The 16,216-nt window shown below is 44.3% G+C and carries 12 protein-coding genes; 6 read left to right on the top strand and 6 right to left on the bottom strand.

The features are described 5' to 3' along the window. Positions 1-15: 15 nt before the first annotated feature. Positions 16-1,359 (bottom strand): DEAD/DEAH box helicase, encoded by a 1,344-nt coding sequence (locus tag IUA53_RS03580; RefSeq protein WP_044448593.1) that lies wholly within the window; start codon positions 1,357-1,359, stop codon positions 16-18. Positions 1,360-1,689: 330 nt separating this feature from the next. Between IUA53_RS03580 and IUA53_RS03575 the strand changes: the two genes are divergently transcribed. Continuing rightward, positions 1,690-1,890, top strand: coding sequence for a hypothetical protein (locus IUA53_RS03575; RefSeq protein WP_156141796.1), 201 nt, complete (start codon positions 1,690-1,692; stop codon positions 1,888-1,890). Positions 1,891-1,967: 77 nt separating this feature from the next. On the opposite strand, the gene eda is transcribed toward IUA53_RS03575, so the two are convergent. The 3 genes from eda to IUA53_RS03560 all read right to left on the bottom strand — a co-directional run bounded on the left by eda (position 1,968) and on the right by IUA53_RS03560 (position 5,817). After that, a complete protein-coding gene (gene eda / locus IUA53_RS03570) occupies positions 1,968-2,585 on the bottom strand; it encodes a bifunctional 4-hydroxy-2-oxoglutarate aldolase/2-dehydro-3-deoxy-phosphogluconate aldolase (protein WP_044058056.1) in 618 nt (205 codons plus the stop codon). Between the two features lie 31 nt (positions 2,586-2,616). After that, on the bottom strand, positions 2,617-3,540 hold the full coding sequence (locus IUA53_RS03565) for a sugar kinase (protein ID WP_044449759.1): 924 nt from the start codon (positions 3,538-3,540) through the stop codon (positions 2,617-2,619). Positions 3,541-3,612: 72 nt separating this feature from the next. Then, complete coding sequence (locus IUA53_RS03560) at positions 3,613-5,817, bottom strand: polysaccharide lyase 6 family protein (RefSeq protein WP_196898406.1); 2,205 nt, start codon at positions 5,815-5,817, stop codon at positions 3,613-3,615. Positions 5,818-6,163: 346 nt separating this feature from the next. Between IUA53_RS03560 and IUA53_RS03555 the strand changes: the two genes are divergently transcribed. The 3 genes from IUA53_RS03555 to IUA53_RS03545 all read left to right on the top strand — a co-directional run bounded on the left by IUA53_RS03555 (position 6,164) and on the right by IUA53_RS03545 (position 9,903). After that, positions 6,164-6,895, top strand: coding sequence for a FadR/GntR family transcriptional regulator (locus tag IUA53_RS03555; protein WP_044058057.1), 732 nt, complete (start codon positions 6,164-6,166; stop codon positions 6,893-6,895). 594 nt (positions 6,896-7,489) lie between these two features. Further along, positions 7,490-8,812, top strand: coding sequence for a mechanosensitive ion channel family protein (locus IUA53_RS03550; RefSeq protein WP_196898404.1), 1,323 nt, complete (start codon positions 7,490-7,492; stop codon positions 8,810-8,812). 158 nt (positions 8,813-8,970) lie between these two features. After that, positions 8,971-9,903 carry an AraC family transcriptional regulator gene (locus IUA53_RS03545; protein ID WP_196898402.1) on the top strand — a complete coding sequence of 311 codons (933 nt, stop codon included), beginning with the start codon at positions 8,971-8,973 and terminating at the stop codon, positions 9,901-9,903. A 46-nt stretch (positions 9,904-9,949) separates the two neighbouring features. Here IUA53_RS03545 and IUA53_RS03540 read toward each other — a convergent pair whose 3' ends face one another. Together IUA53_RS03540 and katG are read right to left on the bottom strand one after the other, a co-directional pair. Further along, on the bottom strand, positions 9,950-10,435 hold the full coding sequence (locus tag IUA53_RS03540; RefSeq protein WP_044448600.1) for a hypothetical protein: 486 nt from the start codon (positions 10,433-10,435) through the stop codon (positions 9,950-9,952). A gap of 178 nt (positions 10,436-10,613) precedes the next feature. Then, entirely contained in the window at positions 10,614-12,914 is a 2,301-nt protein-coding gene (gene katG / locus IUA53_RS03535; protein ID WP_196898400.1) for a catalase/peroxidase HPI, read from the bottom strand. Between the two features lie 570 nt (positions 12,915-13,484). On the opposite strand from katG, the gene IUA53_RS03530 reads away from it, so the two are divergent. Both IUA53_RS03530 and IUA53_RS03525 read left to right on the top strand, forming a co-directional pair. After that, positions 13,485-14,063 (top strand): porin family protein, encoded by a 579-nt coding sequence (locus IUA53_RS03530; protein ID WP_044058061.1) that lies wholly within the window; start codon positions 13,485-13,487, stop codon positions 14,061-14,063. A gap of 173 nt (positions 14,064-14,236) precedes the next feature. Next, the gene (locus IUA53_RS03525) at positions 14,237-16,093 is read left to right on the top strand and encodes a monovalent cation:proton antiporter-2 (CPA2) family protein (RefSeq protein ID WP_196898398.1); all 1,857 of its coding nucleotides are present in this window, start codon (positions 14,237-14,239) and stop codon (positions 16,091-16,093) included. Positions 16,094-16,216: the final 123 nt, after the last annotated feature.

The following is a 16,216-nucleotide window of genomic DNA, read 5'->3' as shown; positions in this document are numbered from 1 at the left end:
AGACATGACTTTAAGTTATGATGCCGACGGGCGCGATGTGCCTTGCCTATTTCCTTCATGCCTTCTGCCTGAAGAAGCATTACCTGCCGCTTTTTGATGAGGACGACGACGAGACGAACGCGGCTGACCATTCCCTTGATTATTTCCTGCTGACGCAGCCCCTTGTTTAGGCTTTTTGGCTTTCTTCGGCTTTTTAGGTGCAGACAATGTCGTGTCTGGCACGTTAACCTGAGGTTCAAACCCATCCATGACTTCACGAGGCAATAGACGCTGTAGTAAGGTTTCAATGTCTTTTAACTGCTGCAGTTCATCTGCACTCACGAAAGACCACGCTTGACCACTTGCTCCCGCTCGCCCTGTACGGCCTATACGGTGAACATAATCAGCTGCCGTGTTGGGTAAATCGAAGTTCACCACCACAGGTAGCTCACTGATATCAATTCCACGTGCTGCAATATCCGTGGCTACAAGTACGTCAATTTCACCGTTTTTAAACCCTGATAACGCTTTCGTTCTCGCGCCTTGGCTTTTATTTCCGTGTATGGCCGCGCTAGGAATACGAGCTTTTGAGAGCTTCTCGGCAATACGGTTAGCGCCATGCTTAGTTCGGCTAAACACTAGTACTTGTTTCCAGTTGTTTTGTTTTATTAAGCAAATAAGCGCGGTGGCTTTCTTTGCTTTATCAAGGGTAACTAAGCGTTGCTCAATTTTGTCTACCGTGGTGTTTGCCGGCGCGGTAGAAACCTTCACAGCGTCTACCGTAATCGTGTGAGCAAGTGTAGTGATCTCTGGAGAAAACGTAGCGGAGAACAATAAGGTCTGACGTTTTGCAGGTAACAATTTTAAGATACGTTTAATATCGTGGATAAAACCCATATCCAGCATACGGTCTGCTTCATCAAGCACTAACATTTCAAGTTGGTCAAACTTCACCGCATTTTGCTGAAACAAATCCAGTAAACGACCCGGTGTGGCAATCAGTACATCTACACCAGAGCGCAGTGCTTTCATTTGTGGGTTAATGCCTACCCCACCAAATACCACGGCCGTTTTTAGCGAAAGAAACGCATTAAATCCACGAACGTTATCTTCCACCTGCGCTGCTAATTCTCGGGTTGGCGTTAAGATTAGCGCTCTTACTCGATTGGATGAGGCAGGCTTACCTGATGATAGTTTATGTAACATAGGCAAGGAAAACCCTGCCGTTTTGCCAGTGCCAGTTTGCGCAGCGGCTAACACGTCTTTACCTTCAAGTACTAGCGGGATTGCTTGTTCCTGAATGGGAGACGGCGACGTGTAACCCTGTTTTTCAATAGCTTGTAAAAGCGGGGTTGACAGTCCCAACTCAGTAAATGACATATGATGACTCCTAAAAAATAAAATGCGCTATGAGATATAGCCTAGGGGCGCTGGAGAGCTATCAGTTTGTAGCAGGCTTAAAACGGTAAAGGTCACTATGTGAATCGCGTGAGGGACTGACAGAGAACTAACGGCTGAAGCGTTTATCAAATTTAAATAGTACCAACTTATTAGGCGCGCATACTACCACTGTTGCGCCCTTCAAGCCAGATTAATTTTTAATCAAACCTAGACTAAACCTATCCTCTAAGTCAGTTATCTACTGTATTCAACTGCGTATCATGAGTAGCGCTAATCAACACCCTAATGCAAAACCTAAGAGGAAATAACATGCAACCACTACTCCAAAATGATATTCAACGTACCTGCGGGGCAGCAATGAACGGCACTACACCTTTGACAACCCAGGCTAGCGCGTCTGTGCGTATCGATAACTCTATTTATAGTCACTCTCCAAGCCAGAGTGCATCGACTGTCGTTGTGGCGCACAGCTACGTTTCAGATAATGTTGCTTGGTCATTGAGAAAGTAACTCTGCCAACATGAGAAACAAAAAAGGGTGTTCACCGATAACCTAGGCGAACACCCCTTCTATGTACTATTTTTGTTTTACGCTTTTACTTTTGCGCAGGCATCAGTAATTTTTTGCCATTCCTGATTCACCACCCAATCAGTTTTAGCGACCCAAGTGCCGCCAATAGCGAAAACATTATTTAAGCTTAAATAGTCTTGGTAGTTGTCTTGAGATATACCGCCAGTTGGACAAAATTTGGTATCTTTGAATAGACCGCCTACTGCTTTGAGGAAGCCTGCACCGCCCGATAAGGCTGCAGGAAATAGCTTAAGTTCTCTAAAACCATGCTCTCTGGCTAATACAATATCAGCCACGGTAGACACGCCTGGTATCACTGGCTTACCGCATTGGGTCAGTTTACTCAGTAATTTCTCGGTGACCGCTGGTGTCACGATGAAATCGGCACCAGCTTCTAGCGCCACATTTAACGATGCTTCGTCAACAATGGTCCCCGCGCTTACAATCATTTCAGGCAACTCAGCCTTTATCGCAGACAGTGCTTTTGCTGATTGTTCTGAACGTAAAACAACTTCAACGGTTTTTAGTCCAGCAGCATGCATGGCCTTTGCAATAGCCACCCCATCATGTTCGTTGTCTACCTGAATAATTGGCAGCAGAACCTGCCCATCCATTAATGACGATACTGAATCCATATCACTTTTCTCTCAATGTGTTATCTGACTATTAAGCCAAATTTTGTACGAAATCTTGATAAGTGCCCGCTTCTACAATGGCACCACGATGTTGAATAACAAATGCAGCGCATTTAGACGCTTTCTGTACAGCGTCTTCTATCTCTACGCCGGCTAAACGTGCCCCTAAGTAAACACCATTAAACGCATCGCCAGCAGACGTGGTATCCACCACTTTCGTAGCTGGCGTGAGAGGGATAGTCATCCGGTTACCCTCGGCAATAACCGTGACGGGATCACTACCATTTTTTATGATAATTTCATCAAACGTAAACTGCTCTAAGTAACTAATGACTTCATCAATGGTTTCAAAACCATATAAAAAATTAAAATCTTCGAGTCCTGGCAAGACGACATCCGCCAGTTCAAAAGCCTTCGCATAAAGCGCTTTTGCTGCCTCATTATCACGCCACAGAGACGGTCGGTGGTTCATGTCAAAGACTAATTTTGTGCCCGATGCTTTAAGCTTACTTAGCAGCATCCAATATTGTGCTAAATCATCTTCATTCAAAATAGCGAGTGCAATGCCAGAGAACAACACCATATTCAATGCGGTCATAGACGCGATATCAGTCGCATCAAACATAGACATCATTCGTTTTGCGGCAGAATCTGAACGCCAGTAGATAAACGAACGCTCACCCTCGTCATCAGTGTATATTCTGTATAAACCAATATGCTTTTCAGTATCGCGTTTTAAGAAACGTGTACTGATATTTTCTTCTTCCACCCCCGCGACCATTTGGTCACTTAAAGGATCGCTTCCTACGGCACTAATATAAAACGTTTCATGTTGGTTAAACGTGCGCTTTAAATACACTGCAGAATTATACGTATCGCCTGCAAACCCTTCTGATAGCTGGCCATCAAGCTCTTTTAGCTCGGCCATGCATTCACCAATAAATCCCACTCTCATGTATGCGGACTCCGAAATGTCTTCACCTATGCCCATTTACTGGCTTAGGGATGTTAATACCTATTAATGCGTTTACTTTTGAGCCAGAAAATCGACGATACGGGGCTCGGCTGTGTTATCGAATTTGTTACCACTTAAATGGTTTTGAGGCTCACCCACGGTCAATTCAATGGAAATAGGTGCCGAGTCCTCAAACAGGTTATTTGTAACGTTGGCAATTTGAACACCATGGAAAAATAGGCTGGCGTGACGTGAATTACGTTTACCTTTGCCTACATTATTGATGACGTTGTCGGTCACTGTCACTTGTGGGCCGAAGGTACTCTCATCTCTGCCACCACGATAAACCAATGCCAAAGCGCCTTCTATATTAGTGAAGCTGTTGTCACTCACGTGTAACATTTCCACGTTGTATATCCCTAAATCATCTTTTTCTTTATTAAACTTTAATACGTGACCGGAAATATTGGAAAATTGGCTATGGGTAATGGAGAACGATTTTGCAAAGCTTCGTGCCCCTGCAGCAAAAAAGTGGTAACTATGGTTAACGGTTAAATCCACAACCTTAGTGTTGTCCATTTCAAAACGGTAGTTAGTTCTAAGCCCCCACTTTTGCGTGCGAATAAGGGTATTCCCTGTAGCGTCGGGGGCGTCTTCACCTGACAGTACTAACCCTGAAAGAGAAAGCGCGCCATTATCCTTAATTTCAAACAATGCTGAACGTTGGGGAAGCAGTTTGGCTTTATGAGGATGTTTTGCCTTAATCACTAACGCTTTATCAATATAAACAATTTTTTGCTCATTATAGACGCCATCATTGAGGAGTAGCACGTCACCGTCAGAGGCATTGGCAACTGCATCAAATAACGCGTTAGTGCCAGCGGACACTTCATGAACCTTGCCAGAACCAAAAGCGGTATCGTACGCTTTTTTGGTGTACCAGCTTGGGCCAACGTCGTTTTTTGTTAGCGCTTTAACCGAATTAGATGCGCCGACGGTAACGCCATCAACAGTCACGTTGTAACCCGTGTCAGCCGTTATGCTGTCGTCTACATTAAACCCTTCACTAATTTTCTTATCTACCGGGTAATTAGCTATATTATCGTTAAACGTGATACCGCTTATATCATCGAAAAAGCTAAAGGTAGTGTCTGCCTTATCGCTGATGACAAGGTTTTGTTCAAAGCGACTGTCTATAGGCGCAGCGGAGCGCTCTTCATCAGCCCCTGCAGCCAGTTGAATGTGACTGACATCAATGAAGGTATTGTGATGAACATACGCATTTTTAACTTGGTGATAGCGGTTTATGGGCGAATTGGGAACACCATTCATAATGGTAAACCCGCTGCCAAAACGATAACCCGTTAGCGACTTAAATACATTGTTAGCCACTTCTTGGTCTTGGTTGATGATGCGCACACCGCCGGTATTCGCCACCCCGTTTCCTAGAAAAACATTTTCAAGAATCTTATTCCCATTGCCGTGGCGCAACGTTAACGTCCCTCTAGATTCAATAAAGGTATTGCCCTTGAGTGTATTGCTTCCTGACTTAACACTGATAATTTCAACTTCGCCATTACACTTATCAAACACGTTGTTTTCGACAAGGGTAAATGAGTCTTCTAGTGAATAGTGGCTAGTACCAATCCGTAGCGTTTCCCCTCCATTAGAACCTAGCTCAGGGCGAAACCCAAAGTAGTTATTGTCAATGCGGTGGTGATTTTCAATACTCTCTTCGCTATTGAGGCGCACAGCGACGGTAACGCCTCGGTTTCGCTTACCAGCAAGATAGCTGTGGTCTAGGCGATTATGTTTGCCGTAAAGCGCTACCCAGTAGTCATTCTCAAAGCGGTCGGGCTTAGAGTAGTCTTCTATAACTAACTCTGTCACTCGAACATGATTAGCTAAACGGTTCTTATTAACCTGGTAATTGACCACGGCGCCGGAAGGAGAATAACCGTCTTTAAATACAAGACCAGAAACCACAAGGTGCTTTCCGCCTATAGCTAGGCTTGATTGACCCGATAAGATAACCTTACCTTTTTCCTCAACAGTCAATTCGATAGGCTCGTCGGCTGTGCCTTCTGCATCGAATACCATTTCGAAGTCTTCATAGACACCGTTTTTTAAGATAACGCGATCGCCTGGGGCTAAATCACTCACGGCTTTTTGATAAGCGCTTAAAGAATCAACCAAGAAATCCTCTGCAAGTGCCGGCTGCGCACTTAATACAACGGTTGAGCCAATCAAAAGCGTGAATCGTTTAAATACTGACATTCGTTCTACTCCCTGACAAAAAGCAAAAACATATGCAAAGCGCAGAACAAACTCGTCCGTTTGCTGCGTACTTCACCCCGTACAGGATGATTGAAAAACAAATATGTTTTATTGCCGTTATCAAATTGTTACTAACTCTAGAGGTTAAATCTAACCAATAAAGCCGCTAAAAACAACCAATTTATTTTACCAAATCAAATTAACCTATATTACCAATTGATAAATGTTAAAAAATTGCTACTATTGTGAATGGTTGTATCTACCTGCTTTTGCGCTTAGCGCTGTTTTCAGGATACAATCGTCATCTTAACAGTGTGTTTGGCATATGTAGAAAAAGGTAGAATTAATGAAAACCCGTCGGCTTTTTTGGAGTATTGTCGAGAAGCTTGAATCGCTTATCGATCAGGGTATATACCCCGTTGGCAGTCGATTGCCTGCGGAAAGAGAACTTGCGGAAACGTATCAAGTAAGCAGGCCTACCATCCGAGAAGCGATAATTGCGTTGGAAGTACGCGAGCGCGTGGAAGTAAAGACCGGCTCCGGCGTTTATGTGCTGCAACAGAAAAACAGCCAGAACAATTCTAAACCTATTAGTGCGTTTGAACTCACACAAGCGAGAGCATTAGTGGAAGGCGAGGCTGCTGCGCTTGCTGCCTCAACAATCTCTCAAGAAGAACTGGCTGAACTGCATCAAACGTTGGTAGAAATGAAGACGCCCGAGAAAGCAGATGCTGCCGATCAACGTTTCCACCAAGTTATCTCTCAAGCTACCCGTAACAATGCCATTCTTATTTCAGTAGAAAATTTGTGGCAATTACGACGCACTGTTCCGCAAGTTGTTAGTGCCTACAGTGAAGTGTGCTCGCAAGGGAATGAGCAGCGCTTGAAAGAACACACCGCAATATATGATGCCATTGCGAATAAAGACCCAGCAGGTGCCCGGCGCGCTATGCATTATCATTTCAATCGCCTGATTAATGCACTCTTTGATGCAAGCGAAGCAAAAGCACTTGAAGAAATTAAACGCAAAACCGATGAAACCCGCGATCTTTACTCAATCTCTCATTTAAGTCAGTAAATCTAAGCGACAACATCATCGTTGATGATTTTATGGCGCACAAAATAAAACAGGCTTCTTACGAAGCCTGTTACTTACTAGGGTACTCAGTGAGTTATGTTGTTTTTATTGACTTGAGTTCGTACTGCTTTCCCCGACCGAAGATAAAAAGTAACCTTGAAGGCTCTACTCTATACTTGCCACAAAGTCTTCAATCGGCTTGACCAATAAAGGCCCCACGACGGCCCGCACACACCTACGCCGCCGCAGGATAAACTTAAGCTAGACCTGACTTCCTCTGAAGGTTACACCTTAGTGCTTGTATGCCAGAGACCGTCTATTCTTTCCGTCTGCGTAAAATAAATGTAACCAAAATCCTGCCACCGGTCAACCATTTATTTTACCAATGATGACAATAATACATTACCAATACAAAAACTGGTCATTCCAATTTTGAGATGTGTACGTTTTTTCCTATGGGTCCCCCCCTCACCTCTTACAGATAAAATGTGAATATTTCTTTACCTTGTATAATTTAAAGGTTAAAAAGCGGCCTAGTATTAATTATCCAACGTTGAGTGCCCAACGCCGGTATCTCTGGAGCTGACTGCTAATATGAATGTAGATAACCTTGTGATACATCTTGATGAAGCACTAGCCAACATTAAAGCTGCGATCTACACGGAAAGTTTTGCTATACAATTACTTGTTTTAGCCGCTATCTACTTGGTGTCTTTCCTTGTTTCACGTCAGCTTAAGTACGCACTTAAGATTGAACGCCGGCCGCAGCTTAAAGGAACACATACGCTTTACGGATTAGCCCATAAAGCCAGTGACACCCTATTTCCAATCATCACTATTAGCGCTTTAAAGCTTACCTCAGTGCTTTCTGAGCAATATCAGTTTGACGCATGGCTACTTAACGTGGCCATTGTTGTGGCCGTTATGCTTTTTGTTAATTCATTGATTAGGATCTTTGTAGAAAACGCACTTTTTGCAGGCTTCATGCGTTACGTTGCCATGCCTGTCTTGTTTCTACATCTTGTGGGTGTGTTACCTGTCATTACCGATGCGCTACAAAGTATCTCTATTTCTATCGGTAACGTGAATATTTCAGCCTACGGCGTTACCAGAGTGTTCATTTTTGGCGGGTTGCTATTTTGGCTAGGCAGAGCGTCCAACACTGTGGGTCAAAACATCATCCGTAATCACAATACGTTAGACGGCTCAACTAAAGAGGTTTTTGCGAAGCTTTTTGAGGTGGCGCTTTTTTGCATTGTGTTTCTTCTACTACTAAACGTAATGGGGATAAACCTTACCGCCCTAGCGGTATTTGGTGGTGCATTAGGTGTAGGACTCGGGTTGGGGTTGCAGTCTATCGCGTCAAATTTTATCTCCGGTATTATCATTTTATTAGATAGATCTCTTACTGTAGGCGATTATGTGGAACTCGAAGATGGCCAAAAGGGTATCGTGCGTGAATTCAAAATGCGTTACGCCGTACTTGAAACCTTCGATGGCAAAGATATTCTCGTACCCAACGAAAAATTTATTAGTTCACTCCTCATAAACTGGACGCATAAAGACCCAAAACAACGTTATCGTATTGATTTTTCTGTGGCCTATAAAACCGATATTCGTGCCATGGTCGACATCATAAAAGACGCGGTGTCTCAACACCCGCAGGTGATCAGCGGTGATGCTGTGCCTTTTGAAGAACGCCCAGACTGTGAAATAGACAGTTTCGGCGACTCAGGCGTGAATATGTTCGTCGAGTTTTGGATTGAAGGGGTAGACGATGGGAAAAATCGCGTCGGGGGCGATTTGCTACTGACTGTGTTTGAAACACTAAAAGAACATGGTATTGAGATTCCCTTTCCGCAGCGAGAAGTACGTGTACTCAACGAAGGTCCTAGTATTAAAGAAACCACGCCGTAAGGGAAAGGTCTTGCTTGCGGCCTTTATCTTGGCGTCTCCCCGTGCTGAGTGCACATTATAAATTTTGCCATACGCAATCAAAAACACCTAAATAGAGTTAAATAAGCCAGATTTTTCGCTTATTATATGCCTATTTGTATCAGCATGAGATTTTAGGCATGACAAAGCAGCGTATTAAGCAATTAGTAGAAAGCCTTGCTCACCAAGAGGGTGTTTCGGAAACAGGCATTAAAGGGGTGCGTACTTTCAAGATAACGTCCTCTATCCCTTGTTCTCCAGCAGTTTATGAGCCCACTATCATCGCCATTGTGAGTGGTCAAAAAGAAGCCATACTGGAAGGCAATAAATTGACTTACGACAGTCGCCAATACCTGTGCTGTTCCGTGTCGATGCCCGTTGAAGCAGGCACACCAAATGCGTCAGTAGAAAACCCGCTATTAGGTGTTTCAATTTCTCTAGATACTAAAGTCATGACCGAGTTGGCGCTAGAAATTGAAACCGCTTCCGGCCTAATTAAGTCCCCAAAACCTAGTGAACAACTCAGCAGTTTATCGTTAGCTGATTGGGACGATAATTTTTCCGAGGCACTTTTTCGGCTGTTACAGTTAGGGGGCAACAAATTAGATACCGCCATATTAGGCGAGGCTAGGCTGCGAGAACTTTACTATGCGGTATTAAAAGGTAAAAGCGGATTAGCCGTTAAACGTGCCTTCGGCATAGGCAACGAAATTGCGCGGTCTATCGATTATTTGGCTACTCATTTGAACGACAATGTCACCATTGATGAACTTGCTTCGCAGGTAGGTATGAGTCGTGCGGTTTTCCATCGTAAATTCAAACAAGCAACCTTGATGTCTCCCATTCAATTTATGAAGTCTATGCGATTGAATAACGCAGCAATGCAGATAGCATCAGGTAAGAATGTAAGTGAAGCAGCAATGTCTGTAGGCTACGTTAGTTCATCTCAGTTTAGCCGTGAATTCAAGCGGTTATATGGCCTTTCGCCAAAACAATGGACTCAGTCTAGGCCGCTCCCCGAGATGCTTCAACCCGACACTTATAAAGAGGCCAGTAAGCCAGCCTTTAATTAAGTGCAGGCCTAATTAGGGAAAGCATCAAAGCACGAGGTGCTTCACGTTAATAGCGGGCGCGGATGACATCCCATTGCCACTCAACGTCAGACAGGTTGATAAGGGCAAGAAATCGCGAGTAATTGTCTTGTCCCATGGCACTGGCCACTGTTTTTAGTTGTGACTTTGCTTTAACGGCTTTGACATGCAGTAAATCTAGTCGTTTATCCGCATTGCTTTCAAAGTTTGTATCACGTATGTCATTCACTTTCTGCATCGTCTGCCAGTAGGTTAATACGTAATCCACTAGGCGCAAATGGATGCTCACCATTCGCTTATTTTCAAATACCTGAGCAAATAAGGTAGGGGTTAGCCACTTTTTAAAACTAGATTCCGTTTCTTGCTGAACACTTTCTAACAGCAAGGCTAACACCTGCCGATATTCCCGTATCAGCTTTAAATGCACGTTGGTACCGCATTCGTTGGAAGAAAGCAAAGTTAAATCATCAACCAGCATTTCAAGGCTAACAAGGTGTCGCTGAATTTGGGCCATGGCTAAAACTAGTGTTCGCTATTTGGTGCAGAAAATTGCCGTAAACATAGCCACTTAGTGTACCCAAATTTTGAACTGCTTTCAGAATGGAATCCACGTTTTTTGAAAAAATAAAAAAGGGCGATTGATTATCGCCCTTTGAATTTATCAGTAGATTTCAACGCGTGCGTATCATTACCTACATATTTAATGGCTTGCCAAGATCATGACGCAAATCGAAACGATCGAGAGTCATCACCTTTGTCCACGCTTTTACGAAATCGTTGACAAACTTCTCTTTCGCGTTGCTGTAAGCATATACTTCGGCCACGGCTCTTAGTTCGCTGTTTGAGCCAAAGATAAGATCAACAGGTGTACCTGTGTATAGTACTTTACCTGTATTACGATCCATGGCTTGGTAAACGCCTGCATCATCGGTTTTCTGCCATTTCACACCCATATCTAGCAAGGTCACGAAAAAGTCATTCGATAAGGTACCTGGGTTTTCAGTGAATACCCCATGTGACGCACCCTCTGCATTCACATCGAGTACCCGTAGGCCACCAAGAAGTACCGTCATCTCAGGCACGGTAAGATAAAGTTGATCAGCTTTATCTATCAACATTTCCGTCGGTGTGCGATAGCTCTTTTCTGCATTGTAGTAATTTCTAAACGCATCAGCGCTAGGCTCAAGCAATGAGAACGAGTTCACGTCAGTTTGTGCTTGCGTTGCATCGCCGCGACCCGGAACAAACGGAACCGTCACTTCAACGCCTGCATCTGCTGCCGCCTTTTCGATGGCCGCTGCGCCACCAAGAACAATGAGATCGGCCAACGATACCTGCTTTTTATTAAACATGCCTTCGTTGAAGTCGCTCTGAACTTCTTTCAGTTTAGCCACCACCATTTTAATGGTATCAGGCTCATTTACATCCCAACTAATCTGAGGCTCAAGGGCGATACGTGCACCGTTTGCGCCGCCTCTAAGATCTGACGCTCTAAAGCTAGACGCAGAAGCCCATGCGGTTTTCACCAATTGTTGTACCGTTAAACCAGTGTCCAGAATGGCCGCTTTCAATGCCTTGGCATCGTCTTTGTCAATCAGTGGGTAATCCACTTCAGGAACAGGATCTTGCCAAATAAAGTTTTCTTCTGGGATATCTGTGCCTAAGTATCTCTCTTTTGGCCCCATGTCTCTATGAGTAAGCTTAAACCAGGCCTTCGCAAACGCTGTAGAGTACTCTTTGGGATCAGCAAGGAATCGTTCAGCGATAGCACGGTATTTAGGATCGTACTTTAAGGCAAGATCTGCCGTGGTCATCACAGGTGGATTGCGTTTACCTTCCACGTGCGCATCCGGAACTGACTTATGCAAAGATTCGTCGGTGGGTACCCATTGAATTGCGCCTGCTGGACTGCGCGTTTGTTTCCACTCAAAGCCAAGTAGGTTTTGTAAATACAAACTCGTCCACTTTGTGGGAAGTTGCGTCCAAGCGCCTTCTAGTCCACTAGTGACCGTGTCTTCTGAATGCCCTTTCCCGCATTTGTTTTTCCAACCTAAACCTTGCTCTTCAAGACCTGCACCACCAGGCTCTGCACCCAAACAATCTGAAGGTTTATGTGCGCCGTGCATTTTACCGAAGGTGTGACCACCAGCAATAAGCGCTACAGTTTCTTCATCGTTCATCGCCATACGTGAAAAGGCAATGCGGATGTTCTTAGCTGACCCCATAGGATCAGGCACCCCTTTTGGACCTTCAGGGTTAACGTAGATTAAGCCCATGTGGGTTGCGCCTAGCGGACGTTGCAATTTGCCATCACGCTCTTCACGGTCACTGGCTAACATCTCTACTTCTGGGCCCCAATACACCATATCAGGTTCCCAATCATCAGTTCTACCACCTGCGTAGCCGTAGGTGTCAAAGCCCATGTTTTCCATGCCCACTGTACCGGCAAGGATCATTAAGTCGCCCCATGAAATAGACTCACCATACTTTTGCTTTATTGGCCAAAGTAAGCGGCGGGCTTTATCTAAGCTTGCATTGTCAGGCCAGCTATTTAGTGGGTCGAATCGCATTTGACCACCATCACCGCCACCACGACCATCTAACGTTCGGTAGGTACCAGCACTATGCCAAGCAAGACGAATGAAAAAAGGACCGTAGTTTCCAAAATCTGCCGGCCACCAATCTTGCGATGTAGTAAGGAGTTCATTTACATCAGCTTTAACCGCGGCTAAATCTAACTTCGAGAATGTTTCTGCATAATCAAAGTCTTCACCTAGTGGGTTTGAACGTGTGTCATGGTCTCGAAGTTGCGATAAATCCAACTGCTCAGGCCACCAAAATTTATTATTTTTAGGCTGAAATGGCACGCTAGTACCGCTACCTTTTGCGCCAGCAGGCTTACTGATTTGATCGTTGGCAATTGCCCCAGTCGCTGCAAGCGACAAGGCGATTAGGCCTGACAGCGTGGTTTTCTTAAACCTTTTTATCGTCATGGTCTTGTTCCCGTTTTTTCTCGTGTGTTAGCCCTCGTCAATGACGTAGGGAGCTTCTTTGTCGTGTCCACATTCTTTACGCCGACAACGCGTTAACAATTTGTTTACACCAAGCTCTTAAAAGATAGATAGCAAGACGAGAAATTTACAGTTGATAAAACAAATGGGCTTAATAGGAAATTTGAATTAGCCTTTAAAAATCGTTAAACATCAATAATTAAAGCTATTTTATGAGACCCTTAATGACACTGCAGGGTTAACTATAAAACACGTGTGTGAGCGTGAAGTCTTTACACTTGGTGAGTAAAGTTGTGTTGCTCAAAATACCGGCAACTTTACAAAACTGTTTGTATACTCATCAAATCCCTTCTCGCTTTGAAAATATTACCCAATTTCTCCCCCGGTTTTGGTCATATTTACGCTGGCACACCTCTTGAACACCTCCCTATGAAAACTCAACAGCGAAAGCGGGGGAAATTCTTCTCTCATCATATCGTGAAACTTGAGTCGCCAAATTGCCGGTTAATCGGCACTTGGTGAAGGACAACGTTAAAGACAAGAGGAATCATTATGAAAAACACACTTACAGCTATTGCAAGTATTGCCGCATTAACTTCATTTGGCACATACGCCCAGTCTAGCGACTACCCTATGGATGACAGTGGGTTTTACGTCGGTGGTAACTATGGTTACCTAAAAGCCGAAGGTGAAGATGACTTCGACGACGATAAGGACGTATGGCAAGGACTACTTGGTTATAAGTTTAACGAATGGGTAGCACTAGAAGGTAGTTACATAGATTTCGGCGATTATGGCAGTGACCTTGCTGGCGCTGAAACCGACGGCTACACTGCTGCGGTAAAAGGGATCCTTCCTATTTCAGACCGTTTTTCTCTCTACGCAAAAGTGGGGCAACTTTGGTCTGAAACAGAGTACAACTTCGGTACTGCTACTGGCGACTACGACGACGAGAGCTTGTTTGTTGGGGCTGGTATCAGTTATGAAATCACACGTAATTTCCTCGTTAATGCAGAGTACACGGTGTACGACACGACGCTAGATGCAGATGAAGCTGTTGACGACATTGACGATACTGACTTTGAAACAGATTTAAAACAAGCCAGTTTAGGGATTGAATACCGTTTCTAATCATTATTCGCAGAAATAAACGTTATTTCTTTGAAGGCGGCACCTCTCACGGTGCCGTTTTTAACGTTGAATGTAAATTCGCCTATTGATAGTCATTTTATACGCTTTCACTTGTTACGCCGCTAAACGAATTAGGCTAGCATACCAATCATTACACCTTCGGCGACAACACTATGCTTTTACTTGCTTTAATATATCTCACGGCGGCGCTCGTGGCTGTGCCTCTGGCCAAAAGGTTAGGGTTAGGTTCTGTTCTAGGTTATTTAATAGCAGGTATCCTGATTGGGCCCTCATTAGTGGGTGACCAAACTGAAATTATGCATTTTGCTGAGTTTGGTGTCGTCATGATGCTGTTTTTGATAGGCCTTGAGCTGCAGCCATCACGATTATGGACACTTCGCCACTCCATCGTTGGGTTGGGAGGGCTTCAAGTTCTGCTCTCAACCGCCGCTATTTTCAGTGTAGCTTACTTCGCGCTGCAATTGGCTTGGCAAACCTCTCTCACCGTGGGGCTTATGCTCGCTCTTTCTTCCACGGCAATTGTGGTTCAGTCGCTAGAAGAAAAAGGCTGGCTTAGATTGGATGCTGGGCAAAACAGCTTCTCCGTGCTTTTATTCCAAGATATTGCTGTCATCCCTATTCTTGCTTTATTACCGTTACTTTCTTTTATGCCTGAAAGTGCCATAGAAAGTGAGCACTCACTTATTTCGAGCTGGTCTGCGTGGGAGAAAGTTGCCGTATCCGCTGCGGCTATTGCGGGAATTATCGTGGCGGGAAAATATGTATCTGCACCGATATTTCGATATATTGCACAAACTCATATGCGTGAAATTTTCACCGCGTTTGCATTGTTTCTTGTAATAGCCATTGCTTTGCTGATGCAATCTATCGGATTGTCGCCTGCACTAGGCACTTTCCTCGCCGGTGTCGTATTAGCTGAAAGCGAGTTTCGCCACGAGTTAGAAGCAGATATTGAGCCTTTTAAAGGATTGTTGCTCGGCTTGTTCTTTGTCACGGTGGGTGCGTCTATTAATTTTACGTTATTGCTAGATAACAGCTTACTCATTGTCATGTTAGTGGTGGCGTTAATTGCCATTAAAGCATTAATTCTCTTCGCGCTAGGCACCTTATTTTCAATCAACAAACGACAACGTCTATTGTTTGCCATTGCCTTAGCCCAAGGTGGAGAGTTTGCCTTTGTTCTTTTATCCCTTTCTCGCCAGTTGAGTATAGTCAGTGACAACGAAGCTAACCTAGTCACCTTGGTGGTAGCGCTATCTATGGTCATCACGCCGTTGCTACTCATGCTCTATGATTATGCGCAAAAACACCGTAAAACAGACACTCCTGCTTTTGATGCGCCGAGTGAAATTGGGGAGTCGAAACATGTCATTATTGCTGGATATGGGCGCTTTGGACAGATTATTGGCCGCTTACTCAAGGCACAAGGGTATGAAGTGAGTGTGTTAGACCATAGTCCCACGCAAATCGACCTGCTCCGTAAGTTTGGTAATAAAGTGTATTACGGGGACGCCGCGAGAAAAGAGTTATTGGATGCAGCAGGCGCTCAACATGCACAGCTTCTTGTTATTGCCATCGATGATGTAGACAAGTCTATGGCAATTGTGGATTTAGCGAGAAAGCACTATCCCAATCTCAAGTTAGCGGTAAGAGCACGAGATCGACGCCACGCTTATCAACTCATAAGATTGAACGTCACTACATTCAACCGTGAATTGTTTGACTCTGCTATTGTACTTGCCGTTGAATCTCTCAAATTGCTCGGCAATGAAGATACGGATGCCGAAAGAGCGGGCAGGATGTTTAGGGAGCACGACATTGAATCAATGAAAATGCTTGCCGATGTATGGGGCGATGATAAGTCTTACGGAGTGGCAATTAAACAAAGAATGCAGGACCTCACGCAAGTGTTGGCGCAAGACTCTCAAGCGGGAGATAGATTTAATACCTGTAACAATAACGACAAGTTCGAGAAAGCTGAGGTAAAAAATAACAGTAAAAGTGAATAAGCGGCCTGATAGAGGGCATTTTATTTCTACAGGTTTTAAGCATGAAAAGCCATACCTAAATATTGCATCGCATACGTCACCGTAAAGGAGTTAACTTTTTGCTGATTCATACTTAGGTATAAT

Origin of the sequence: Alteromonas sp. B31-7, assembly GCF_015767655.1 — a bacterium.
Taxonomy (GTDB): Bacteria; Pseudomonadota; Gammaproteobacteria; order Enterobacterales; family Alteromonadaceae; genus Alteromonas; species Alteromonas australica.
Note: the sequence above shows the minus strand (reverse complement) of the source record. Positions and strands in the feature narration are given on the sequence as shown.